Source organism: Mumia quercus (genome assembly GCF_025506335.1).
GTDB lineage: Bacteria > Actinomycetota > Actinomycetes > Propionibacteriales > Nocardioidaceae > Mumia > Mumia quercus.
Genome location: NZ_JANZYO010000006.1, coordinates 395,903 through 419,328 on the forward strand (window position 1 = coordinate 395,903; position 23,426 = coordinate 419,328).

The following is a 23,426-nucleotide window of genomic DNA, read 5'->3' on the forward strand; positions in this document are numbered from 1 at the left end:
CGCGCCCCGCCCGCGCGCTCAGAACAGGCGCAGGCTCGGGTCGTCGATCCCGCGCAGCGCGTCGTAGTCGACGACGCGGCACTCGATCCCGCGGTCGGTCGCGAGCGTACGCGCCTGCGGCTTGATCTCCTGCGCGGCGAAGATCCCGCGGACAGGGGCGAGCAGCGGGTCGCGGTTCATCAGCTCCAGATAGCGGGTGAGCTGCTCGACGCCGTCGATCTCCCCGCGCCGCTTCACCTCGACCGCGACCGAGCTACCGTCGGCGTCCTTGCAGAGCAGGTCCACGGGGCCGATCGCGGTCATGAACTCGCGTCGCACCAGCGACATCCCGGTGCCGAGGGTCGTGGGGTGCTCGGCGAGCAGCTCCTGGAGGTGCTTCTCCACCCCGTCCTTCTGCAGACCGGGGTCGATGCCGAGGTCGTGGCTGGAGTCGTGGACGAGCTCGTCGATGAGGATCCGCAGAGTGTCGTCGGTCTTGGCGGCCGAGACCGTCCACTCGATCGTGCCGTCCTCCGTCGTGGTCTCGCGCAGCGTCGCCGGCGGGCTCATCCAGTTGAGGGGCTTGTACGCACGGTCGTCGGAGTGGATCGAGACCGACCCGTCCGACTTGACGAGGATGAGGCGGGTGGCCATCGGGAGGTGGGCGGTGAGCCGCCCGGCGTAGTCCACCTGGCAGCGGGCAATGACGAGTCGCACCCCGACAACTTACAGGGGCGTCGTCGTGAGACCTCAGCGCACGCGGACGAGCACGGTCCCCTTGATCGTCAACGTCTTGGCGCGGAGCCTTCCGCGGGTGATGATCCCGTCGTCACCCTTGAGGACGACCCGCTTCCCCTTGAGGCGCCAGCTGCCCGAGCGGATGTTCTTGACTCCGGCGAAGTCGTCGACGAACCGACCGCTCTTCTTGATCCGCAGCACCCACTGCATCTCGCGGTTGCGCCAGACGCCGACCGGTCCCCGTCCTGCCTTCGCGGCCGAGAGCTCCGCCGCGCTGGGGGCGGACGCGGTCTCAGAGGGCGGGGGAGGCGCCGGCGTGGTGGGAGCGTCGCTCGTCTCGGGTACAGGCTCGGTGGCCGACTCGGTGGTGGCCGTCGGTGCGGGCGAGGTGGTCGTCGGCTGCGGCGACGCGGAAGGAGTCCGCTCGGCCGAGCTGGTGGCCGGGTCGCCGTCGCCGCAGCCGGCGAGCGCGAGGAGAAGGGCGAGGGCGATCGCGGGGACGCGGCGGGGGGCTTCGTCGAGGCGGCGCATCCGGCCATGCTAGGTGCAGCGCCGGTCGTCGGCAGGAAACCGCGCGGCGGCCCGTGACGCGGGTCACGGCGCGGAGGTGCCGAAGCCTGTCAGACTCCGCCTACCCGGTAGTAACCTGCCGGTAACTTACGTCCTCCCCGAATCACAGGAGACCTCCGTGGCGCGCGAGATCAACACAGTCGGAGTCGTCGGGCTCGGCACCATGGGTGCCGGCATCGCAGAGGTGCTGGCCCGCAACGGCATCATCGTCGTCGGGGTGGACCGCGACGACGCCGCGCTCGACCACGGTCGCGGCACCATCGAGCACTCGACGCAGCGTGCGGCCGACCGCGGCAAGCTCGCCGAGGACGACCGTACGGCGCTGCTCGGTCGCATCACCTACACCACCGACCTCGCGGCCCTCGCTGACGTCGACCTGGTCATCGAGGCGGTCGTCGAGCAGCTCGACGTCAAGATCGACGTCTTCCAGCAGCTCGACAAGATCGTCCGCGACGACGTGATCCTCGCGTCCAACACGTCCGCGCTCTCGGTGACCGAGATCGCGTCGGCCACGAAGCTCCCGAGCCGCGTCGTCGGACTGCACTTCTTCAACCCCGCCCCGGTCCAGGACTTCGTCGAGGTCGTCCGGACGGTCGTCTCCGCGCCCGACGTCGTCGAGGACGCGGTCGCGCTCGCGCAGCGCCTCGGCAAGAGCCCGGTGACCGTCGGCGACAAGGCGGGCTTCATCGCCAACGCGCTGCTGTTCGCCTACCTCAACCACGCGGCGTCGATGTACGAGGCGCAGTACGCCACGCGCGAGGACATCGATGCCGCCATGCGGCTCGGCTGCGGCTACCCGATGGGACCGCTCGCGCTGCTCGACCTCATCGGCCTCGACACCGCGTACGAGATCCTCGAGACGATGTACCTCCAGGACCGCAAGCGCGTCCACGCGCCGGCGCCGATCCTCAAGCAGATGGTCACCGCGGGCCTCCTCGGCCGGAAGTCCGGGCGCGGCTTCTACACGTACGCCGGGGAGTACTCGTCGGAGGTCGTGCCCGACGCCTCGACCCCCTCCGCGGACGCCGCCCCACAGCTGCGTCGCCCGATCAGCACGGTCGGTGTCGTCGGCACCGGCACGATGGCCTCGGGAATCGTGGAGGTCTTCGCCAAGGCGGGCTACGACGTCGTCTTCGTCGGGCGCTCCGAGGACAAGCTCGACGGCGTCCGGGCGGCCATCACCAAGTCGCTGGACAAGGCGATCTCGCGTGGACGGACCACCGAGGAGAAGAAGGCCGAGGTGCTCGCCCGGCTGACCGGCAGCACCGAGCGTGAGGCGCTGGCCGACGTCGACATCGTGGTCGAGGCGATCGCCGAGGACCTCGACGTCAAGGTCGAGCTGTTCAAGGACCTGGACCGCATCTGCAAGCCTGGCGCGATCCTCGCGACTACCACTTCGTCGCTGCCGGTCATCGCCTGCGCGTCGGTCACCGAGCGTCCGGCCGACGTCATCGGCATGCACTTCTTCAACCCTGCCCCGGTGATGAAGCTCGTCGAGGTCGTCTCCACGGTGGCGACGGCCGACGACGTCACCGAGACGGTGAGCGCCCTGTGCGCCGACATCGGCAAGCACGCCGTCTCGTGCGGCGACCGCGCCGGCTTCATCGTCAACGCGCTGCTCTTCCCGTACCTCAACGACGCCGTCAAGATGCTGGAGGCGCACTATGCGACGGCCGACGACATCGACGTCGCGATGAAGCTCGGCTGCCGCCTGCCGATGGGTCCGTTCGAGCTGCTCGACGTCGTCGGCAACGACGTCTCGCTGGCGATCGAGCAGACGCTCTTCCGCGAGTTCCGCGAGCCTGCGTGGGCGCCGGCACCGCTGCTGGAGCACCTGGTGACCGCCGGCTACCTCGGGCGCAAGACCGGCCGCGGCTTCCGCGACTACGCCCGCCGCTGAGGGGCCCCCGTACGCTGGTGGCATGTCCCGCCGACGTCGCACACCCCGTGGTCCGCGGGGCGCCCCACCGCCGTTGAACGGTGGTCACCAGCGCGTCGAGGAGCGCAGCGACGGCGACTGGGTCGTCCGGACGATCACCGGTGCGACGTCGACGAAGACCTACACCTGTCCCGGCTGCGCCCAGACGATCCGTCCGGCCACGCCGCACGTCGTCGTCTGGCCGCTGGAGCCCTCGCTCCTGAGCTCCTCCGGGCTCGAGGAGCGTCGGCACTGGCACACCCCCTGCTGGCGCCGTCGCCGTTGACACGGCCCTGCCTCACCCCGGACGGGTGAGGCAGGGCACTCGCGCCACGGCGACACTTGGCCAGTGGTACGGGGTGTCGACACCAGGGTCTGGCGCAGGAGAGTCGCTGCCGCCAGGGCGTGGTTCGACGCGTCCTTCCTCGGCCGCTGCGTACGCCAGATGTACGAGATCGACGGCCGCAACCGGGCGATCACCCTCGCCGGCCAGGCGTTCATCGCCCTCATCCCGCTGCTCGTCGTCGGGTCGAGCTGGTTGTCGGCGTCGGGGGACCAGCAGGTCGACGAGCTGTTCATCGACTACTTCGGGCTGACCGGCAGCGCCGAGGAGGCGGTGAGCCTCCTCTTCGCCTCGCCGCCGGACGTCGCCGGCGGGTTCTCGCTCGGCAGCTTCCTGATCCTCCTCCTGTCGATCGGGTCGTTCTCGCGCTCGCTCCAGCGGATGTACGAGCTGGCCTGGTCGCGCGACGCGGCGCCGCGGGTGAAGGCCGCCTCGGCAGGGCTGCTAGGCGTGTTCTTCATGCTGGTGATGTTCGTCGGGGTGGGGTGGGTGGGCCACCTGCTCGGACCGGCGGGCGTCCCGGTGCAGGTCGTCCTGTCGGTCCCGCTGTGGATGATCCTGCTGCGGATCGAGCTCACCGGCCGTGCCACCGTCGCCGACCTGCTGCCCGCCGCGGTCCTGACGACGCTCGTCCAGGTCGCCGCCGGCTGGTGGACCCACCTCTACGTCCCGCACCTCATCGCCGTCGATGCGCAGCGCTACGGCGTGATCGGTGTCGCGTTCGCGATCGTCGCGTGGCTGGTCATCGTGGCGTACGTCCTGGTCGGGACCGCCGTCGTCGGCTACGAGCTCTCGCGCTGGATGAGCGAGCGGGGACTCACCGTGCGCATGATGTCGTCGGCGGGCCGCCTCGTCCCGCACCACGTCCACGACCAGGAGGGTCCATGACCAGTCCCGCCACGCACCCCGGCGCACCCATCCCGCTCCCGACGCTGCCGAACCTGCGCAGCCTCGGTGGATGGGTGACGACCGACGGGCGCCGCGTCCGAGACGGCATGCTCTTCCGCTCGACCGACCTCAGCCGGCTGAGCGGCCCGGACCTCGAGGAGCTGACCCGCCTCGGGGTGACGACGGTCTTCGACCTGAGGACCGAGGCCGAGCGCACCCAGCGGCCCGACGTCGCTCTGCCGGGCGCCGAGGAGATCGTGTTGGACGTCCTCGCTGACGACACCGAAGCGGCACCCTCCGACATGGTGACCGTCCTCGAGGAACCACACCGCGTGGCAGCGGTCCTCGAGGACGGGAAGGCCGAGGCGATGCTGCGCCAGGCGTACCAGCAGCTCGTCACGCTCCCGAGCGCGTGCGCGGCGTACCGGCGGTTCTTCGCCGAGCTCCTCGCGCCAGGGCGTGGCCCGGTGCTGTTCCACTGCACGACGGGCAAGGACCGTACGGGATGGGCGGCGGCGACGACCCTGCTCATGCTCGGGGTGCCGGAGGAGGACGTGCGTCGCGAGTACCTGCTGACCAACGAGCAGCTGCTCCCCGCGCTCCAGCCGGTGTTCGACACGTTCGCGGCGCACGGCGGAGACCCCGAGCTGCTCCGTCCGCTCCTCGGCGTCAGGGCGTCGTACCTCGAGACGAGCCTCGCCCAGGTGCGCACCTCGTACGGCGACCTGGAGACGTACTTCACCGACGTGCTGGGCGTCGACGCGGCGCGGCGGGCGGTGCTGCGGGAGCGCCTGACCGAGGAGAAGTAGCCGGCACGCACCACTTCACCCGCGAGGGGTGATCCGGCGCGCGGCAGCGGACCGCACAGTAGGAGCACAGACGTCCAGAGAGGGGACATCCGATGGCGGACACCGTCACACCGGCCGGCCCGGTCGACATCGCCGTGCTGGGATTCCTGGAAGGGGCTGAGCCCGACGGCAGCGTGGCCACGGTCGTCGCCGAGGCCGTCGCGAGCGGCGCCGTACGCCTGCTCGACGCCGTGATCGTCTCCCGTGGCGAGGACGGGGACGTGACGGTGGTCGACGTCGACGACGGCGACGCGGTCCGCGAGGTGCTTGGCCTCGACGTCGACGTCCCCGGACTGCTGGGCGAGGAGGACATCCTCGCGATCGCCGAGGCCGTGCCCGCCGGCGCGTCCGCGGTGCTCGTCGTCTGGGAGAACGTGTGGGCTGCACGCTTCTCCGCGGCGCTCGACGCCGTCGGGGGCGTCGTGCTCGCGCACGAACGCATCGACCGTTCCGACCTCGACGCCGTCGTCGCGGCGTGGGGATCCGAAGAGAGGAGACAGGCATGATCGGCGGACGGGGAGGCCGCCCGGGCCTGATCGGCCTCGCGGCGAGGACGGCTGTGGTGGCCGGGACCGCGGGCGCGGTGAACAACCGGATGCAGCGCCGCCAGGACGAGCGCTATCAGCAGGAAGCGCAGGCCCAGGCGTACGAGCAGCAGCAACAGCAGGCGGCGATGCAGGCCGCAGCGCAGCAGGCGGCCGCGGCACAGCAGTACGCCCCTGCACAGCCGGCACCGGCGGCGGGCACCGACGTCGTCAGCCAGCTGGAGCGGCTCGCGGCGCTGCAGCAGCAGGGGATCCTGACCGCAGAGGAGTTCGCGGCGCAGAAGGCGAAGATCCTCGGCGGCTGAATCACCCCGCTGGTGTGATGCCGGCGCGGCGGGGAGCGGGCCACCCTGGCGGTATGCGGCGGGGTGGCCGCCGCACTGATGAAGGAGACCGCATGTCCAGCCGTACCGGCACTCGCACCAGCAACCCGTGGGCACAGGGACTCACGATCTTCGCGGCCGCCATGCTCGCGATCATCGGCTTCGTCCAGGTGTTCCAGGGGATCGCCGCCATCGCGAAGGACGACGTGCTCGTCCGTACCGAGAACTACGTCTACGCGTTCAACGTCACGACCTGGGGCTGGATCCACCTGGTGCTCGGCGTGCTCTTCATCGTGATCGCATTCGCGATCATGTCCGGCAACGCCTTCGCGCGCGGGGCCGGCATCGGCCTGGCGATCCTCTCGATCATCGCGAACTTCCTGTGGCTCCCGTACTACCCGATCTGGGGAATCATCATCATCGCGTTCAACGTGTTCCTGATCTGGGCACTGGCCAACTACACACCCGACTTCGACAGCTGAGGGGTACCCAGCGCGCGGCACCCCGGAAGGAGTGCTCGTGACGAGCGCCTCGCCCGGCCGACCCACCTCGTACGAGATCGTCGTGCGGGCGGAGCTGAGCGAGGCGCTCGTCGCGTCGTTGCAGGCGTTGCGGCTGCGCGTCGAGCCGGGAGGGACGGTGGCGCTGCGTGGTGCGTTCCGCGACCGGGCCGAGCTCCTCGGGGCGCTGCAGGCGCTGGAGGAGCTCGGTGTCGACCTGATCGAGGTGACGCCCGCCGACGACGACGGCTACGAGACAGGGGAGCCGGGGTCCGGCTGACGGGGCCCGGCGACCAGCTCGACCACCACGAGCCCCACCACCACGAGGACCACGATCACCAGGGCGTCTCCTCCGCTCGGATGGTCGAGGGCGACATAGGCGAGCACGCCGAGCGCCACCACCGACACGCGGGCGAAGGTGCGGTAGGTGGCCACGAACGTCGACACCGGTCCGCGCGCGATGCCCGACCGCTCACGCATCCGCCCCGCCGCACCGACGACACCCGTACGCAGGGCTGCGCCGGCACCGGTCGGCGCGAGCAGGAAGGCAGTCGCGGCGACGGCCAGTGCCACGACGAGCACCGCCCGCAGTGCCGTACGGAGGAAGAGGACGAGCTGGTCGTAGATCGCGGCTGCGGCGTCGGTCGGCAGGACGTCGGTCGGGACGGCGTCGAGGTAGAGCGGACGGACGATGTTGAGCACCAGCCCCAGGAGCACCATCGCCAGGGCCACGCAGACCCCGACCGCGAGCAGTGCTCGCCGCCGGTCGTGGGCCACCAGCACCGCGGTGGCGAGCAGGGCGAGGGCGAGGATCGGGAGCACGCGCGAGGCGGTCTCGAGCCAGCTGAACCACGTCTGCGCCTTCCCGATGTCGTCGGACTGGAAGAGCACGAACGTGGCGTCGACCTCCGGGATGCGCTCGGCAAGCGCGAACCCGCGGTCGACGAGGAGCTGCTTGGCAGCCTCGACGAACGACGCGACGTTGACGCTCACGGCGTTGTCGCTCACCTGGATCTGGCTGCTGCTCGAGCCGGTGAGCACGGCCACCGCCTGGTCGTGCGCCTCGCGGTTGGCCGTGACCCAGGCCTCCTCGAACGTGTCCGAGCGGACGACGCGCGCGACCGTGTCACGCACGAAATTCTCTACCGCGTCCGTCAGGGGGGACGCGAGCGCCGGCAGCAGCGGTGCGGCACGCGGCGGGACGAAGGCCTGCTGCGCGAGCGCGTCGAGCGCCTCTCGCGTCACCTCGTCGACCTTGAGCTGCGTGACGATCACGTCGGTCACGAGCGTCGTGAGAGCGTTCTGCACCGCCGGCTCCGAGGCCAGGGGCGCGACGGTCTCGACGTAGCGGTCTGTGTCGCCGATCTCGTCGTGCGCCCACGTGGCGACGACCGACAGGGGGGCGAGCAGAGCGCCGAGGAGGACGAGGACCGCCACCAGCGGCGTTCGCCACCAACCGGACCGGCCGTCGCGCGCGGAGGGAGGTGGGGGCGCGGCGCCCGTCTGCTCGGCGGCCAGCTGCTGCCTCAGCGCGGCCACCTCGGCGCGGAGCCGCTCGACCTCGTTCTCGCTCATGGGGTGCTCCCTTCCGCAGACTTCGGCGCCGGATGACTGGACAGGAGCGGACCTATCCATCCGCGATCCGGGCTGACGTCGACGAAGACGGCCTTGACGAAGAGGGTGAGCGGGATCGCGAGGATCGCGCCGATCCCGCCGAAGAGGGTCGCCCAGAAGACGAGCGAGAGGAAGGTGAGCGACCCGGACAACCCGACCGTGTTGCCGACCACGCGGGGCTGGACGAGGGTCTGCAGGACGAAGTTGACCGCGCAGTACACGACGATGACGGCGATCGCCGTGCCCCACCCGTGGTCGAGGAGAGCGATGATCGTCGGCGGGATGATGCCGATGATGAAGCCGATGTTGGGGATGTAGTTGGTCAGGAACGCGAGGATGCCCCACAGCCACGGATCGCGGATGTCCAGGGCGTAGAGCGCGACGACGTCGACGAGTGCGACGACGAGGCCGAAGAGCGTCGAGACCACCAGGTACGAGCGCGTCCCGCGGGCGAACCGCCCGAACGCCTCCGCCGTCCGCGACCCGCTCGCCGGCACCATCCGCAGCTTGGACGCGAACGCGCCGGCGTCGGTGGCGACGAAGAAGAGCAGCACCACGATGAAGAAGATGCTCGAGAAGGCGCCCGCCACCCCGCCGATGAGGTCGGTCGCAATCCCGACAAGGCTCCCCAGGTCGACGGCACTGATCATCTCGTGGACCTGCGCGCTCCCGATGCCCCACGACTCGAGAAGGTCGCCGACGTCGTCGACGAACTGTTGGAACTGCGGTTCGTACTCGCCGAGCAGCGTCGCGAACCTGCCGGCCGCGACGAGCAGCGCCATCCCGAAGCCCGCGACGATCGCGTAGACCGCGAGCAGCGTGGTCCCGGTCGCGAGCCACTCAGGGATGCCCCGCCTCACCGCGTAGTCGCGGATCGGCTGGACGGCCACGACGAGCACCAGGGCGAGGATGAGCGGAGCGATGATGCCGGAGAACGCCCGCAGACCGAGGGCTGCGGCGAGCGCACCGGCGCACGTGAGGATGAGGAGCGGCTCGCGAGGGATCGCGGGCCGCGCCGCGGGGTCTCGGTCATCGGGCACGACTCGACGCTAGGACAGCACGGGGCGCCCCGACTCACCCTTACGGAGTGAGATGAGGCGCTCGTCTCAGTCCGCCTGGCGTACCGAGACGAGCGAGAGCCCCAGGTCGTCCAGAGCGAAGAGCAGGTCGTTGAGCTCGGCGAGCCCGTCGAAGCGCCCCCGGAGGAGGAGACGCCCGCGCTCCTCGGTGACGCTCAGCCCTCGGGCGGTGGTGGCGCGGGTGACCGCATCGGTCAGCGCACCGGTGACGACGACGACGTACGGCGTCCCCTCGTCCTCGGTGTCCATGTCCACATTCTGGAGTTGCGCCCGGGCGCCGCGGCTCACCCGTTGGGGGCGAGATCTGCGGTCACAGGAGTCCGATGCGCTGCGCCTTCAAGACCGCTTCACGTCGCGACTCCACGCCGAGCTTGCGATAGATCGCGCGCAGATGTGTCTTGAGGGTGTTGCGTGAGATGAAGAGCGAGGCACAGAGCTCCACCTGGTCCAGCGAGGTCGGCAGGTACTGCAGGATCTCGAGCTCGCGGGCCGAGAGCGCGACGACGAGGTCGACACTGACGTCGTGGTCCTGGCGGAGCTCGACGAGCAGGCGCGTCACCAGGTCGCCGTACGGCCCGACGCGTCCGCGTTCGGCACGCAGAAGATCGAAGGCAGCCGTGCCGAGCGCGACCCAGGGGCGTCGCCAACCATGTCGCGTCGTGCTCTCGAGAGCGGGGCGCAACCGCGCGGACGCCGCTGTGAGGTCGCCGGCGGCGAGCTCCAGGGCCGCCGCGGCGAGCAAGATCCGGACGCGGAGGTCCTCGGGGACGTCGAGGCCGAGGTCGATCAGCTCGGTGAGCGGCGCACCGGCTTCGCGGTCACCGGTGCACAGCGCGTCGGTCAGCGCGATCCACAAGAGGTAGGGGGAGGGGTCGAGCGCCGGGTGGGCCAGGCACGTCGTCTCGACCGTACGTGTGGCGCGCGCGGTCTCGCCGCTGACCAGGAGCGAGGTCACCGTGTCGAGGAGCGCGCGGCGAGCGAGGAGCCAGCTGGTGGCGCGCTCGCACCGCGCGGCCGCCTCGTACGTGGACGGCGGGTCCTGAGTCAGCTGGACGAGCAGCGCGTCGAGCAGCGGCGGCGGCAGCATGTTGGGGTGGTCGTCCGGTCGGGCGGGCTCCGGCACGGTGGACGCGGGTTGTGCGCGCTCCCGCTCGATCCACCGGCGGACCACGACGACAGACATGAGGGGCTGGCCACCGGTGTGCTGCTCGATCGTCGTGACGGCCTGCTCGGCGTCGGCGAGACGGCCGGTCGCGAACGCGCGCCACATCTGGATCTCAGCGGCGGTGACGGCCGCGACGGGGGCGTGCGCCGCGAGGCGGGCCGCGCCGCGCTCGAGGTCGTCGAGCGCCTCGAGCCTCCCGTCAGCGAGCGCGAGCGCGCTGTGCACGAGTACCCAACCGCAGCGCAGGCCGGCCGTGGGCGACCCGGCGCCGAGGTCGACGACCGGGTCCGCGCCCGCGATCCACTCGCGCGCCGCCTCGGTGTCGCCCTCGGCGAGTGCCAGCCACCCACGGCACAGCGCCGTGAGGGTCACGACACGCTCGTGCGTCGACACGTCCAGGCTCGTCCGCCGCGCGGTGTGCCCCAGCGCGGCCACCGCCCCCTCGATGTCGTCGTCACGGATGGCACGCAGCGCGAGCAGCAGGCGCCCTCGCTCGTCGTCTCGGGCGAAGACCACCGGAAGGCGGTCGGTCAGCGCGTCGAGGGCGCTCCAGTCGCCGTCGCCGAGGCTGCGGCAGGCGAGCGCGATCGCGACGTCTGAAGCCAGGTCGTCGTCGTGCGCGCGGACCGCGTGCCCGGCTGACGCGTCGAGGAGGTCACGCGCGAACGTCCACCGGCCGGCGGTGTCGTGGAGGGCTCGCAGGCGGCTGACCGGCTCGCGCTCGAGCTCGCTGAGGAGAAGGTGTCGCAGCATCGGGTGGTAGCGGAACAGGCCCGTCTTGTCGTTGCGTGCGACGAAGCCGACCGCGTACGCGAGCTCGCGGAGCAGGTCGCTGGCATCAGTGCGTCCCGACAGGCGGTGCGCCAGCGAGACGTCGAACTCCTCCGGGACCGCCGTGTCGAGGAGGAACGCACGGAGCGACGGGTCGAGGTTCGCGACCACGTGCGACAGCAGGTAGCTGCCGCTGGGCGAGTAGGCGCCGTCGTCCGCGAGATCGTGAGACGAGCGCGCCGCGCTGAGCCGGACTCCCGCCGGCCAGCCGTCGGTGTCGCGGTGCATCGCCGCGGCCTCGGCCTGGTCCAGTCGCCGTCCCGCGGAGGCGACGACCCTGGTGAGCTCGCCGACGGAGAACGCGAGCTGGTCGGCGCGGATCTCGGAGACCCGACCGGCGAGACGTTCACGATGGAGGGCGAGGAGCGGGTCGACGCGGGAGGCGACGACCAGAGGAGCCGAGGAGTCGGCGACCGTGCAGGCCGCCTCGAAGGCCGGTCCCCATCCGGCGAGGTGCCCGTCGTCCACCACCACAGGACGTCCCGCACGCAGCGCCTGCGCAGCCTGCTGCCACGCCCGCGGCCGGCTGCCCTCCAGGGATAGCGCTTCAGGGTGCTCCTGCAGCCAGTGGTGGAGGAGGGTGGTCTTGCCGTACCCCGTCGGCGCGGCAACCAGAGTGATCGGTCGTCTGGCCGCACGGTCCAGCGCACTCAACAGCCGTCGACGCACGAGAGACGCGCCGTCGTCGATCGGCCTCGTCTCGTGGTCAGCATGCAGCGTCACAGCCACGCTCCCGGTGTCACCCGCGATGCGCACCCCCGTACGCACGTCAGCACTTGGAGGCTAGTGGGAACAGCGCGGCCCCGCACGGGACGTTGCAGTTCGGAAACGTAGGCTGGAGGACGTGAACGCACAGGTGATCCGCGGCAACTCCGTCCTCCCGGCCCGGCGTACGCCGATCACGCTGCACACCGCCGACGGGCTCGCGCTCGTCGGCGAGCTGGCCCTTCCGGAGTCGCGTGAGCCCGTGGCGACGATGATCTGCCTCCACCCGCTGCCCACGCACGGCGGCATGATGGACAGCCACCTGTTCCGCAAGGCCTCGTACCGGCTGCCGGCGCTGGCCGACATCGCGGTGCTGCGTTTCAACACCCGCGGGACCACGAGCGTCCAGGGGACCAGCGAGGGCGCCTTCGACAACGCGGTGGGGGAGCGGTACGACGTCGCCGCGGCGATCGAGTTCGCCGACTTCGAGGATCTGCCCGCGATCTGGCTCGTCGGATGGTCGTTCGGGACGGACCTCACGCTGAAGTACGGGCTGGACGCCGAGGTCGAGGGGGCGATCCTGCTGTCGCCGCCGCTGCGGTTCTCCGAGCCGGCCGACCTCGACGCGTGGGCGGCCGACGGCAAGCCCTTGACGGCGCTGGTGCCTGAGCTGGACGACTACCTACGTCCGGAGGAGGCGCGCGAGCGGTTCTCGCGGGTGCCGCAGGCCGAGGTGATCGGCGTCGACGGCGCGAAGCACCTGTGGGTCGGAGACACCGAGCGGGTGCTGGACGAGATCGTGGCGCGCCTCAACCCGCGCGCCACGACCCCGCTCCCGCGGACGTGGGAAGGTCCGATGGAGCGGGCCGACGCCTCGGCGTACGCAGACCGTACGGTCGCGGCGTTCGAGTCGGCCCGCTCCTCAGAAGGCGCTCAGGAGGCCTGAGAGTCCTCGTCCTCGGCGAGGTCGGCGGCCGCCGGGCCACCGAGGTTCGCACGACGCACTGCACGCTCGCGCGCCGGGCGCTCGATCGTGGTCTCCTCGTCGGAGGACGTCAGAGGGGCGTCGACGACGGTCGCGGCCTTGTCGACCACCGCGACTGCCTCCTCGACGACGGCCTCCACCTCGGCACGGGGTGCCTCGGAGATGGACTTCTCCGGGTCCTGGTCGAGCGAGTCGAGACCGGCGAACGAGCCGATGACCTCGCGGAGCTTGGACAGCTGCCCCTTGACCGCGTCGCGCTTGGCGACCAGCGAGTCGAGCTCGTGGCGGACCTCGGAGATCTGCTTCTCGGCGTCGGCGCGGGCCTGCGCCAGCGAGTGCTCGGACTGGGTCCGGGCGGTGTGCATGATCTGCTCGGCCTCACGACGGGCTCGCGCCACCATGCGCTCGGACTCGGCCTTGGTCTCCTCGCGACGCTTGGTCGCGGCGGCGATCGCCTCGCGCGCACGGGCCTCGGCAGCGGCCGCACGCGACTCGGCGTCGGTGATCATCTTGGTGGTCTGCTCGGTCGCCACGGCGTGCGACTCGGCGGCCTCCTTGGCCATCCGCTCCTTCTCGAGCGCGAGCACACGGCGCGCCTCGGTGAGCTCGCGGTCCGCGGCAGCGCGGATCTGCTCGGCCTCGCGGGTCGCCGACAGGCGTGCGGAGCTCGCGGACTGGTTCGCGGCCAGCTCGATCTGCTCGGCCTCACGCTTGGCCTTGGCGAGGACGTCCTCGGACTCGGCCAGCGCCAGCGCACGCTCGCTCTCGGCCTCGGCGAGGAGACGCTCGCGGGTCTCCTCGACGTCGGCGAGCTGCACGGCGCGGAGGTCGTCGGCCTCCTTGGCCGCGGCGGCCTTGATCGCGGCGGCCTCGGACTCGGCCACACGCCGCACGTCCTCGGCCTCGCGGCGCGCGCGGTCGAGCATCTCGGCCGACTGCTGCTCCGCGAGCGACAACAGCTCGGCGGCGCGGCCGCCGAGGCCCGCGTAGCTCGGCTTGTTGTTCTCGGTGAGCTGGGTGCGGAGGTCCGCCACCTCGCTCTCGAGCGCGCTCAGCTTCTTCTCGGCCGCCGCGGTGGCGGCGTTGGCCCGCGCGAGGTCGTCGCGGTGCTGCGCGAGGTAGGCGTCGACGGCGTCCTTGTCGTAGCCTCCTCGCCGCACGAGCGGGAAGCCGGCCCCCGTCGCCGGGTCGCCTGGGGTGCGAGAGAGGGAGTCGCCGTCGGAGTAGCTGCCGTATGGGTCTGACATGAGGTGCCTTCGGTTCGTAGTTCGGGGGGAAGTCGCTTCGAGAAGCCTATCGCGACCTCCCCACCGAACTCAGCCCGTCGCCACCCTTCGTTCAGGCCGTTCAGACGCCGCGGAACCGGTTGATCTGGTCGAGGTGGCGGGCACGCTTCTCCGCGTCACGGACACCGAGCCCTTCCTCCGGCGAGAGGCACAGCACACCGACCTTGCCCTGGTGGGCGTTGCGGTGCACGTCGAGGGCCGCCTGGCCCGTCTCGTCGAGGTTGTAGACCTTCGAGACGGTCGGGTGGATCATGCCCTTGTCGATGAGGCGGTTGGCCTCCCACGCCTCGCGGTAGTTCGCGAAGTGCGAGCTCAGGATGTTCTTGAGGTTCATCCAGAGGTAGCGGTTGTCGTACTGGTGCATGTAGCCCGACGTGGAGGCGCAGGTCACGATCGTGCCTCCCTTGCGCGCCACGTAGACGCTCGCACCGAACGTCTCGCGGCCCGGGTGCTCGAACACGATGTCGGGGTCGTCGCCGCCGGTCAGCTCGCGGATCTTCGAGCCGAAGCGCTTCCACTCCCGCGGGTCCTGCTCGTGCTCGTTCTTCCAGAACTTGTAGCCCTCGGCGGAGCGGTCGATGACGAGCTCGGCGCCCATGGAGCGGACGATCTCGGCCTTCTCCGGCGACGAGACGACGCAGACCGGCGTGGCGCCGCCGTTGAGCGCGAACTGCGTGGCGTACGAGCCCAGTCCGCCGGAGGCGCCCCAGATGAGGACCGTGTCGCCCTGCTTCATCGCCGCGCCGTTCTTGGAGACGAGCTGGCGGTAGGCCGTGGAGTTGACCAGGCCCGGGCTGGCTGCCTCCTCCCAGGAGAGGTGGTTCGGCTTCGGCATGAGCTGGTTGGCCTTGACGATGGCCAGCTCGGCGAGGCCGCCGAAGTTGGTCTCGAAGCCCCAGATGCGCTGCTCGGGGTCCATCATCGTGTCGTTGTGGCCGTCGGGGCTCTCCAGCTCCACCGACAGGCAGTGCGCGACGACCTCCTGGCCGGGCTTCCAGGCGTTGACTCCCGGCCCGGTGCGCAGGACGACGCCGGCGAGGTCGGAGCCGACCACGTGGTACGGGAGGTCGTGGCGCTTCGTGTACTCCGAGAGGCGTCCGTAGCGCTCGAGGAAGCCGAACGTCGCCACGGGCTCGAAGATCGACGTCCACACCGTGTTGTAGTTGATGGAGCTCGCCATGACGGCGACCAGGGCCTCGCCCGGAGCCAGCTCCGGCACGGGGACGTCGTCGACGTGCAGGCTCTTGCGAGGGTCCTTGTCACGGGTCGCGAGGCCCTCGAACATGTCGACCTCGTCCTTGTGCACCGTGATCCCGCGGTAGCTCTCGGGGATGGCGATGTTCGCGAAGTCCTCGCTCGAGGTGTCACCCGCCATGATGGCGTCCAGAATGTGCTGCACGTCGTCCTCCAGGATTGCGGCGCGGTTGCGTTACGCGGATATTACTCAGCGGTAATCGGCCGAGGCGTCAAAACGTGACCTACGTCGCTCTGCGTGGTGGTGGCGGCGTCGGCTGGGGCCCGCGGGCGGGTGGCCGTGAGGGCGCTTCTCGCGCCATTATCGCGCTGCACCGCTGCTGTGCCCCAGGAGTAGCGTGGGGCGCGCCCGTCCTCGTCCAGGGAGTTCCGTGACCACACTCGACCTCAACAGCGACGTCGGCGAGTCCTTCGGACGCTGGGAGCTCGGCGACGACACCGCGATCCTGCAGGTCGTCACCAGCGCCAACATCGCCTGCGGATTCCATGCCGGTGACGCCCGCACCCTCCGCCGCAGCTGCGAGCACGCCGCCGAGAACGCCGTCGCCGTCGGCGCCCAGGTCAGCTACCGCGACCTGGCGGGGTTCGGCCGCCGCTTCATCGACATGGACCCGGAGGAGCTGGCCGACGACGTGCTCTACCAGATCGGGGCGCTCGACGGCCTCGCGCGCGCCTCCGGCACCCGGGTGCGCTACGTGAAGCCTCACGGCGCCCTCTACAACGCCACCGTGCACCACGACGCGCAGGCCCGCGCGGTCGCGGAGGCGGTGCGTGCGTACGACCCCGGCCTCCCGCTGCTCGGACTGCCCGGGTCCCGGCTCCTGGAGTGGGGAGCGCGACTGGGGCTGCGGACGGTGCGCGAAGCCTTCGCCGACCGGGCGTACACCCCTGAGGCGACGCTCGTGAGCCGCTCGGACCGCGGGGCGGTCCTGGACGACCCGGACGTCGTGGCGCGCCGAGTCGTCCGGATGGTGCTCGAGGGCCAGGTCGAGGCGGTCGACGGGACGGTGGTCGAGATCAACGCCGACTCGGTCTGCGTCCACGGAGACACGCCCGGCACCGTCGCGCTCGCGCGCCGCGTGCGTGAGGAGCTCGAGTCGGTCGGCGTGACGCTCGATGCTTTCGTCTGAGCCGCAGGGTGCCGAGCCGGCCAGGATCGTGCCGTACGGCGACCGGGCGCTGATGATCGACCTCGCGGGCGCCACCGAGGTGGTCGCGTGGGAGGCGGCCGTACGCGGCGCCGCGCTCGACGAGGTCGCCGACGTCGTCCCTGCGGCGTCGTCGGTCCTGGTCGTCGCCTCCGAGGACGCCGACATCACCGCGCTCGCCGGTGCGCTGCGTCGACTGCGCGTGACGGCCGGTGACGTGGGCCGGGGACCGGCCGCGAGCGCGGAGGTCGAGATCCCGGTGCGCTACGACGGTCCCGACCTGCGGGACGTCGCGCGGCTGACCGGGCTCAGCGAGGCCGAGGTCGTCCGTCTGCACACCTCCAGCGTGTGGCGGGTGGCGTTCGGCGGGTTCGCGCCCGGTTTCGGCTACCTCACCGGTGGAGACGCTCGCCTCTACGTGCCACGTCGCCGCAGCGCCCGCACCTCGGTGCCGGCGGGCGCCGTCGGACTGGCGGGGGAGTACACCGGCGTCTATCCCCGCCCGTCGCCGGGCGGATGGCAGCTGATCGGGACGACCGCCGCGCCGATGTGGGACCTGCGGCGCGATCCGCCGGCGCTGCTGAGGCCCGGCGCGGTCGTGCGGTTCGTCGAGGAGACGTCGTGACCGTCGGGCTGGAGGTGCTGCGCAGCGGACCGCTCGCGCTCGTCGAAGACCTCGGACGGCCGGGGCACGCCGCGATCGGCGTCGGTCGCTCGGGTGCGGCCGACCGTGGCGCGCTGCGGCTGGCGAACCGGCTGCTCGGAAACCCCGAGGGCGCGGCCGGGATCGAGGTCACGCTCGGAGGGCTGGAGCTGGCCGCACGCGGGCGGGACGTGTGGGTGGCCGTGACCGGCGCCCCGGTGCCGATCAGCGTGGGCCGCCGCGCCGCAGGTGCGTACGCGCCGGTCCGGGTGCGGGCGGGGGAGTCCCTGCGGCTCGGCACCCCGACCAGCGGGCTGCGCTCGTACGTGGCGGTCCGAGGGGGAGTCGACGTCGAGCCGGTGCTGGGCTCGCGCAGCCGCGACGTCCTCGCCGGCATCGGCCCCGAACCGCTGGTGCCGGGTGTGATCCTCCCGGTCGGGTCCCCGCCGCAGGACTACCCGCGGGTCGATGCCGTGCCGCCCCCGTCGTACGACGAGATCGTGCTGCGGGTGGTGCGAGGGCCGCGTGACGTGCTGGTCCACGACCCCGACGCCCTCGTGGCGGCGCCGTGGACGGTCGCCGCGGCGAGCGACCGGGTCGGGATGCGGCTGGACGGCCGCGTGCTCGGGCTGCGCGACCCGCACGCGGCGATGCCGTCCGAGGGCGCCTATCGAGGGGCGGTGCAGGTGCCGCCGAGCGGTCAGCCGGTGGTGTTCCTCGCCGATCACCCGGTCACCGGCGGCTATCCCGTGGTCGGGGTCGTCGTCGACGCCGACGTCGACCGAGCCGCGCAAGCACGACCCGGCCAGCCGGTCACCCTCCGCTGGGCCTGACCCCTCGCGAGAGACCCCCGGCCCACCCGCGAGAGACCTCTGCACGCTCGGCGAGAGACCTCCCTTCAAGGAGGTCTCTCGCGAGGCGTGCAGAGGTCTCTCGCGAGGGGTCTCGGGGTCTCTCGGCGTCAGGAGGCGGGCTCGACGAGCTCGACGAGGACGCCGCCGGCGTCCTTCGGGTGGACGAAGTTCACCCGGCTGTCGGAGGTGCCGCGGCGCGGCTGGTCGTAGAGCAGCCGCATCCCACGATCGCGCAGGGTCTGGGCGGCCGCCTCGATGTCGGTCACCCGGTAGGCCAGCTGCTGGATGCCGGGACCGTTGCGGGTGAGGAACTTCGCGATGGTCGACTCGTCGGAGAGCGGCGCCAGGAGCTGGATGCGCTGGTCGGTGTCACCGACGGCCAGCATCGCCTCGCGCACCCCCTGCTCCTCGTTGATCTCCTCGTGGACGGAGTGCAGGCCGAAGACGTTGGCGTAGAACTCGAGCGCCTCGTCGAGGTCCGGCACAGCGATGCCGACGTGGTCGATGGCGATGAGGAGGTGATCGGGAACCATGCGGGGCACGATAGGACACGAGAGCCCTGTACGGCGCCCGGCCGTCCAGCCTGTGACCTTCCTCACCGAGGGGGTTGCCGATGTTACGGGCGGGTATCGTGCACCCCACCAGAGCACTCGTCTCGGTCGCAGGCACGCGCTCGCACCTCGTAAGGAGATCCCATGTCTCGTCAGTCCGTCATCGTCGCGGGGGCACGCACCCCGATCGGTCGGCTCCTGGGCGGCCTCAAGACCCAGTCGGCTGCCGACCTGGGCGGCGTCGCCATCAAGGGCGCCCTCGAGAAGGCCGGGATCTCCGGTGAGCAGGTCGAGTACGTGATCATGGGCCAGGTCCTCGGCGCGGGCGCCGGGCAGGTGCCGGCTCGCCAGGCGGCGTACAAGGGCGGCATCCCGCTCGACGTCCCGGCGATCACGATCAACAAGGTGTGCCTGTCGGGCATCAACGCGATCGCGATGGCCGACCAGCTCATCCGCGCCGGCGAGTTCGACGTCGTCGTGGCCGGCGGCCAGGAGTCGATGACCCAGGCCCCGCACCTGCTCAAGGGCTCGCGCGAGGGCACGAAGTACGGCGCGACGACGATGCTCGACCACATGGAGTACGACGGCCTGTGGGACTCGCTCACGGACCAGGCGATGGGCAAGCTCACCGAGGGCCGCAACGCCGAGGTCGACGCGCTCACCCGTGAGGAGCAGGACGCGTTCGGCGCCCGCTCGCACCAGCTCGCTGCCGCCGCGCAGAAGAACGGGATCTTCGACGACGAGATCGTGCCGGTCGAGATCGCCGGCCGCCGTGAGACGGTGACCGTCGCCGCCGACGAGGGCGTCCGCGCCGACACGACCGTCGAGTCGCTCGGCAAGCTGCGTCCTGCCTTCGCCAAGGAGGGGACCATCACCGCCGGCACCGCCTCGCAGATCTCCGACGGCGCCTGCGCGGTCGTCGTCATGGCCAAGGAGAAGGCCGAGGAGCTCGGGCTGACGTGGATCGCCGAGATCGGCGCCGCGGCGACCGTCGCCGGACCTGACTCCACGCTCCAGCTCCAGCCTGCCAACGCCATCGCCAAGGCGTGCGAGAAGGAGGGCATCGCGCCCACCGACCTCGACCTCATCGAGGTCAACGAGGCCTTCGCCGCGGTCGGCATCGCCAGCCAGCGCGCCCTCGGCGTCGACGAGGACCGCATCAACGTCAACGGTGGCGCGATCTCGCTCGGCCACCCCATCGGCATGAGCGGCGCGCGGATCGTCCTGCACCTCGCCCTCGAGCTGGCGCGTCGCGGAGGCGGCGTCGGCGCGGCCGCGCTGTGCGGTGGCGGCGGTCAGGGTGACGCCCTGATCGTGCGCGTCCCGCAGCAGTGACGCTCGGTACGGTGCGCCGCGGGAAGCGGACGCGAACCTGATGGCACGCCGTGCTGTCGCCGTCGGTGAGCTCGTCGAACGAGCCACCGCCGGCGACGCTCGTGCGGTCGCGCGGCTCATCTCCCTGGTGGAGGACGCGTCGCCCCTGCTCCCCGAGGTCAGCGCCGCCCTCGCTCCGCACGTGGGTCGCGCGCAGATCATCGGTCTCACCGGCTCACCGGGCGTGGGCAAGTCGACGACGACCGGTGCGCTCGTCGCGGCCCTGCGGGCGCAGGGCCGCAAGGTCGGCGTCCTCGCGGTCGACCCGTCGTCGCCCTTCTCCGGCGGTGCGCTCCTCGGGGACCGGATCCGCATGCAGGACCACGCAGGCGATCCGGGGGTCTTCATCCGCTCGATGGCGACCCGTGGCCACCTGGGGGGTCTCGCCTGGGCCGCGCCGCAGGCGCTGCGGGTCCTGGACGCCGCCGGATGCGACGTGATCCTCGTGGAGACGGTCGGCGTCGGGCAGTCCGAGATCGAGGTCGCCGGGCTCGCCGACACCACGGTGGTCCTGCTCGCGCCGGGGATGGGGGACGGCATCCAGGCGGCCAAGGCCGGGATCCTCGAGATCGGGGACGTCTACGTCGTCAACAAGGCGGACCGTGACGGCGCTCGGCAGGTCCGGCGCGAGCTGCGCGCCATGCTGTCGCTGACCGACCGGCCCGACGCGGGGTGGAAGCCGCCGATCGTCCTCACCGTCGCCTACCGTGAGGAGGGGATCGGCGAGGTCCTCGCCGCGCTCGACGCCCACTTCTCGCACCTGCGCTCGAGCGGCGAGCTCGCGCGCCGACGCCTCCGGCGCACCCGCGACGAGATCGAGACGCTCGCGACGACGGAGCTTCGCGCCCGGTTCGCGTCGATGCGCGGCGACCACCGGATCGAGGCCCTTGCGGCTGACGTCGTCGCGGGAAAAACCGACCCATTCACCGCTTCTCGGCGCCTTCTCGACACCGTGTGACCCGGATCACGGCGCGCCTCGCGATGGTGCACTCCGGTATCCGCTATAAACGTCCGAGAGCGTGCCCCCAAGCGTTCTGCCCCCGAGAAAGGCAGCCCTGGTGAAAAAGGCGATCATCGTCATCCTGGTGATCTTCGTGGTCTACTTCCTGCTCACGAATCCCACGGGTTCGGCGGACGTCGTCGAGCTTGCCTTCGACGGCATCGTCAACGCCTTCGACCAGGTCGCGACCTTCCTCCAGAACTTGTTGTTCTGACGGGGGTCGACGGTGCTGCGCAGGGCGCTGAGGCTGGTCCCGGACCGCAACATCGGCAAGCACCTGCTGCTCGATGACGGCGAGCGCGTCAAGGACGTCGTCCGCCACCACTGGGTGGTCTTCGTCGCCCCGTACGCGATCGTGCTGGGTGGTGCGCTGCTGATCGCGCTGTTCCCGCTGATGCCGATGTCGGTCGCGGGCGTGCTCGCGCTCGTCGGGGTCGGCATCATCGGCTTCGGCATGTACCGCGCCGCGGAGCAGCACCTCGACGTCTTCGTCATCACCAACCACCGCGTGCTCAAGATCCGCGGCGTCTTCGAGGTCAAGGTCGCGACCATGCCGATGGCGCGAATCCTCGACATCACGGTCGAACGCTCGCTCCTGGGCCGGATCCTCGGGTACGGCCACTTCGTCTTCGAGTCGGCCGCGCAGGCCCAGGGACTGCGCGACATCCGGTTCATCCCCGACCCGCTCGAGCGGGACCGGACGATCCAGAAGGCGCTGGTCGCCGCCGGTCTGCGCGGCCCCGCCCGCTGACCGTAGGAGGGTCGCAGGGCCCACCTGGGTGGACCGTGGGCTCGGTCACAGGCGTACCGTCTGCGATGCGCCACGAGCGCCCCCCGGTCGTCTGCCTCCGAGGCCACCCCTGCCGTCGCCCGCGTCACCGGTCGTCCCGTTCAGCCCTGTCTCGGAGTCCTCCCTTGTCTCGCACGATCCCTGCCCTCGATCCCGCACCGGCGGCTGACGCCCCGGTGAACCCCCGCTCGCGCGTCATCCTCGCGAGCCTCGTCGGGACGACGATCGAGTTCTACGACTTCTACGTCTACGCGACGGCCGCCGTCCTGGTCTTCCCGCACCTGTTCTTCCCCGCCGGGAACGAGACGACGGCGCTGCTGGCCTCGTTCGCCGTGTTCGGCGCCGCGATGGTCGCGCGTCCGCTCGGCGCCGTCTTCTTCGGACACCTCGGCGACAAGCGTGGCCGCAAGACGACGCTGGTCGCCGCCCTGCTGACGATGGGCATCGCGACGTTCGCCATCGGCCTGCTCCCCACGTACGCGGTGATCGGCTGGGTCGCGCCCCTGCTTCTCGTGCTGATGCGGCTCGCGCAGGGCTTCGCGATCGGCGGCGAGTGGAGCGGCGCCGCGCTCGTGGCGACCGAGAACGCGCCCTCGGGCAAGCGAGCCTGGTACGGCACCTTCCCGCAGCTGGGGGCGCCGATCGGGTTCATCATCGCCAACGGTCTGTTCCTCGTCATCACGTTCCTGATGCCGTCGGGCGATCCGACGCGACCGTCGGAGACGTTCCTGTCGTGGGGCTGGCGGATCCCGTTCCTGTTCTCGATCGTGATGGTCGCCGTCGGCCTGTGGGTCCGTCTGCGGCTGGTCGAGAGCCCGGCGTTCTCCAAGACGGTCGAGAAGGGCCAGGTGCAGAAGATGCCGCTGGCCGCGGTCGTCCGCGACCACTGGCGCGAGCTCGTGCTGGGCACGTTCTTCATGCTCGCGACGTACGTGCTCTTCTACCTGATGACGACGTTCTCGCTCAGCTACGGACGTGCGGCGACCGACGCGGAGGTCCCGGGCCTCGGGTACGACTACACGACGTTCGTGCTGCTCATGATCCTGGGCGTCGTGTTCTTCGGCGTCTTCACGCTCGTGTCGGGACCGCTCGCCGACCGGTACGGACGCCGGCGCACCTTGATCGTGGTGACCGCGGCGATCATGGCCTTCGGACTGGTGTGGGTGCCGCTGCTCGACGCCGGCACGATCGGGGTCGTCGCCTGGCTCATCCTCGGATTCACCCTGATGGGCTTCACGTTCGGCCCGATGGGGGCGCTGCTGCCGGAGCTCTTCCCGACGAGCGTCCGCTACACCGGCTCGGGCGTCTCGTACAACGTGAGCTCGATCCTCGGCGCGGCCGTCGCCCCGTTCATCGCGGTCTGGCTCTGGGGCCTCGGCGACGGCAGCCCGTTCTGGGTCGGCGTCTACCTCACCGTGATGGGCGGCCTCACCCTGACTGCGCTCCTCGTGGGACGCGAGACCAAGGACGTCGACATCGAGGCCTGACGACACGA

Annotated in this window: 26 protein-coding genes; 17 read left to right on the forward strand and 9 right to left on the reverse strand. The window is 71.2% G+C overall.

The genetic code is table 11. The features are described 5' to 3' along the window. Positions 1-18: 18 nt before the first annotated feature. Together nucS and NYZ95_RS16440 are read right to left on the reverse strand one after the other, a co-directional pair. Positions 19-696, reverse strand: a complete 678-nt coding sequence (gene nucS / locus NYZ95_RS16435) for an endonuclease NucS (RefSeq protein ID WP_262852403.1) — start codon at positions 694-696, stop codon at positions 19-21. A 33-nt stretch (positions 697-729) separates the two neighbouring features. Further along, entirely contained in the window at positions 730-1,248 is a 519-nt protein-coding gene (locus NYZ95_RS16440) for a hypothetical protein (protein WP_262852404.1), read from the reverse strand. Positions 1,249-1,405: 157 nt separating this feature from the next. Here NYZ95_RS16440 and NYZ95_RS16445 point away from each other — a divergent pair, with 157 nt between their 5' ends. The 8 genes from NYZ95_RS16445 to NYZ95_RS16480 all read left to right on the forward strand — a co-directional run bounded on the left by NYZ95_RS16445 (position 1,406) and on the right by NYZ95_RS16480 (position 6,932). Next, positions 1,406-3,187 carry a 3-hydroxyacyl-CoA dehydrogenase family protein gene (locus NYZ95_RS16445; RefSeq protein ID WP_262852405.1) on the forward strand — a complete coding sequence of 594 codons (1,782 nt, stop codon included), beginning with the start codon at positions 1,406-1,408 and terminating at the stop codon, positions 3,185-3,187. Positions 3,188-3,209: 22 nt separating this feature from the next. Further along, positions 3,210-3,491, forward strand: coding sequence for an Rv1322 family protein (locus NYZ95_RS16450; protein WP_262852406.1), 282 nt, complete (start codon positions 3,210-3,212; stop codon positions 3,489-3,491). A 63-nt stretch (positions 3,492-3,554) separates the two neighbouring features. Further along, positions 3,555-4,436, forward strand: coding sequence for a YhjD/YihY/BrkB family envelope integrity protein (locus tag NYZ95_RS16455; RefSeq protein WP_262852407.1), 882 nt, complete (start codon positions 3,555-3,557; stop codon positions 4,434-4,436). Continuing rightward, the gene (locus NYZ95_RS16460) at positions 4,433-5,245 is read left to right on the forward strand and encodes a tyrosine-protein phosphatase (RefSeq protein ID WP_262852408.1); all 813 of its coding nucleotides are present in this window, start codon (positions 4,433-4,435) and stop codon (positions 5,243-5,245) included. Before NYZ95_RS16455 ends, NYZ95_RS16460 begins: the two co-directional genes overlap by 4 nt. Positions 5,246-5,337: 92 nt before the next feature. Next, a complete protein-coding gene (locus NYZ95_RS16465) occupies positions 5,338-5,790 on the forward strand; it encodes a DUF6325 family protein (RefSeq protein WP_262852409.1) in 453 nt (150 codons plus the stop codon). After that, positions 5,787-6,134: an SHOCT domain-containing protein gene (locus NYZ95_RS16470; protein ID WP_262852410.1), complete on the forward strand. Its 348-nt coding sequence runs from the start codon at positions 5,787-5,789 to the stop codon at positions 6,132-6,134. Before NYZ95_RS16465 ends, NYZ95_RS16470 begins: the two co-directional genes overlap by 4 nt. A gap of 92 nt (positions 6,135-6,226) precedes the next feature. Continuing rightward, positions 6,227-6,634 (forward strand): DUF7144 family membrane protein, encoded by a 408-nt coding sequence (locus tag NYZ95_RS16475; protein ID WP_262852411.1) that lies wholly within the window; start codon positions 6,227-6,229, stop codon positions 6,632-6,634. A gap of 37 nt (positions 6,635-6,671) precedes the next feature. Further along, a complete protein-coding gene (locus NYZ95_RS16480) occupies positions 6,672-6,932 on the forward strand; it encodes a DUF8691 family protein (protein WP_262852412.1) in 261 nt (86 codons plus the stop codon). On the opposite strand, the gene NYZ95_RS16485 is transcribed toward NYZ95_RS16480, so the two are convergent. From NYZ95_RS16485 to NYZ95_RS16500, 4 genes are all read right to left on the reverse strand, one after another. Continuing rightward, complete coding sequence (locus NYZ95_RS16485) at positions 6,902-8,227, reverse strand: hypothetical protein (protein ID WP_262852413.1); 1,326 nt, start codon at positions 8,225-8,227, stop codon at positions 6,902-6,904. The genes NYZ95_RS16480 and NYZ95_RS16485 overlap by 31 nt on opposite strands. Further along, entirely contained in the window at positions 8,224-9,306 is a 1,083-nt protein-coding gene (locus tag NYZ95_RS16490) for an AI-2E family transporter (RefSeq protein WP_262852414.1), read from the reverse strand. Before NYZ95_RS16490 ends, NYZ95_RS16485 begins: the two co-directional genes overlap by 4 nt. A gap of 66 nt (positions 9,307-9,372) precedes the next feature. Further along, complete coding sequence (locus tag NYZ95_RS16495; RefSeq protein WP_262852415.1) at positions 9,373-9,594, reverse strand: DUF8691 family protein; 222 nt, start codon at positions 9,592-9,594, stop codon at positions 9,373-9,375. A 61-nt stretch (positions 9,595-9,655) separates the two neighbouring features. Continuing rightward, the gene (locus NYZ95_RS16500; RefSeq protein WP_262852416.1) at positions 9,656-12,064 is read right to left on the reverse strand and encodes a winged helix-turn-helix domain-containing protein; all 2,409 of its coding nucleotides are present in this window, start codon (positions 12,062-12,064) and stop codon (positions 9,656-9,658) included. A gap of 121 nt (positions 12,065-12,185) precedes the next feature. On the opposite strand from NYZ95_RS16500, the gene NYZ95_RS16505 reads away from it, so the two are divergent. Beyond that, on the forward strand, positions 12,186-12,992 hold the full coding sequence (locus NYZ95_RS16505; RefSeq protein WP_262852417.1) for an alpha/beta hydrolase: 807 nt from the start codon (positions 12,186-12,188) through the stop codon (positions 12,990-12,992). Here the strand turns inward: NYZ95_RS16505 and NYZ95_RS16510 are convergent. Further along, entirely contained in the window at positions 12,980-14,278 is a 1,299-nt protein-coding gene (locus NYZ95_RS16510; RefSeq protein WP_262852418.1) for a coiled-coil domain-containing protein, read from the reverse strand. The genes NYZ95_RS16505 and NYZ95_RS16510 overlap by 13 nt on opposite strands. Positions 14,279-14,378: 100 nt before the next feature. Then, entirely contained in the window at positions 14,379-15,716 is a 1,338-nt protein-coding gene (ccrA, locus tag NYZ95_RS16515; RefSeq protein ID WP_262852419.1) for a crotonyl-CoA carboxylase/reductase, read from the reverse strand. Positions 15,717-15,942: 226 nt separating this feature from the next. Between ccrA and NYZ95_RS16520 the strand changes: the two genes are divergently transcribed. From NYZ95_RS16520 to NYZ95_RS16530, 3 genes are read left to right on the forward strand one after another with little or no spacing between them, the layout of a single operon-like run. Beyond that, positions 15,943-16,701, forward strand: a complete 759-nt coding sequence (locus tag NYZ95_RS16520) for a LamB/YcsF family protein (protein WP_262852420.1) — start codon at positions 15,943-15,945, stop codon at positions 16,699-16,701. Next, positions 16,688-17,344, forward strand: a complete 657-nt coding sequence (gene pxpB / locus NYZ95_RS16525; RefSeq protein ID WP_262852421.1) for a 5-oxoprolinase subunit PxpB — start codon at positions 16,688-16,690, stop codon at positions 17,342-17,344. The genes NYZ95_RS16520 and pxpB overlap by 14 nt, the downstream gene beginning before the upstream one ends. Further along, entirely contained in the window at positions 17,341-18,195 is an 855-nt protein-coding gene (locus NYZ95_RS16530; RefSeq protein ID WP_262852422.1) for a 5-oxoprolinase subunit C family protein, read from the forward strand. Before pxpB ends, NYZ95_RS16530 begins: the two co-directional genes overlap by 4 nt. Positions 18,196-18,323: 128 nt before the next feature. Here NYZ95_RS16530 and mce read toward each other — a convergent pair whose 3' ends face one another. Further along, entirely contained in the window at positions 18,324-18,749 is a 426-nt protein-coding gene (mce, locus tag NYZ95_RS16535) for a methylmalonyl-CoA epimerase (protein ID WP_262852423.1), read from the reverse strand. Positions 18,750-18,911: 162 nt separating this feature from the next. On the opposite strand from mce, the gene NYZ95_RS16540 reads away from it, so the two are divergent. From NYZ95_RS16540 to NYZ95_RS16560, 5 genes are all read left to right on the forward strand, one after another. Further along, entirely contained in the window at positions 18,912-20,102 is a 1,191-nt protein-coding gene (locus NYZ95_RS16540; protein WP_262852424.1) for an acetyl-CoA C-acetyltransferase, read from the forward strand. Positions 20,103-20,142: 40 nt separating this feature from the next. Beyond that, on the forward strand, positions 20,143-21,099 hold the full coding sequence (meaB, locus tag NYZ95_RS16545) for a methylmalonyl Co-A mutase-associated GTPase MeaB (RefSeq protein WP_262852425.1): 957 nt from the start codon (positions 20,143-20,145) through the stop codon (positions 21,097-21,099). Between the two features lie 100 nt (positions 21,100-21,199). Continuing rightward, the gene (locus NYZ95_RS16550; protein ID WP_262852426.1) at positions 21,200-21,355 is read left to right on the forward strand and encodes a hypothetical protein; all 156 of its coding nucleotides are present in this window, start codon (positions 21,200-21,202) and stop codon (positions 21,353-21,355) included. Between the two features lie 12 nt (positions 21,356-21,367). Continuing rightward, positions 21,368-21,892 carry a PH domain-containing protein gene (locus NYZ95_RS16555; RefSeq protein ID WP_262852427.1) on the forward strand — a complete coding sequence of 175 codons (525 nt, stop codon included), beginning with the start codon at positions 21,368-21,370 and terminating at the stop codon, positions 21,890-21,892. A 164-nt stretch (positions 21,893-22,056) separates the two neighbouring features. Beyond that, positions 22,057-23,418 (forward strand): MFS transporter, encoded by a 1,362-nt coding sequence (locus NYZ95_RS16560; protein WP_262852428.1) that lies wholly within the window; start codon positions 22,057-22,059, stop codon positions 23,416-23,418. Positions 23,419-23,426 lie beyond the last annotated feature (8 nt).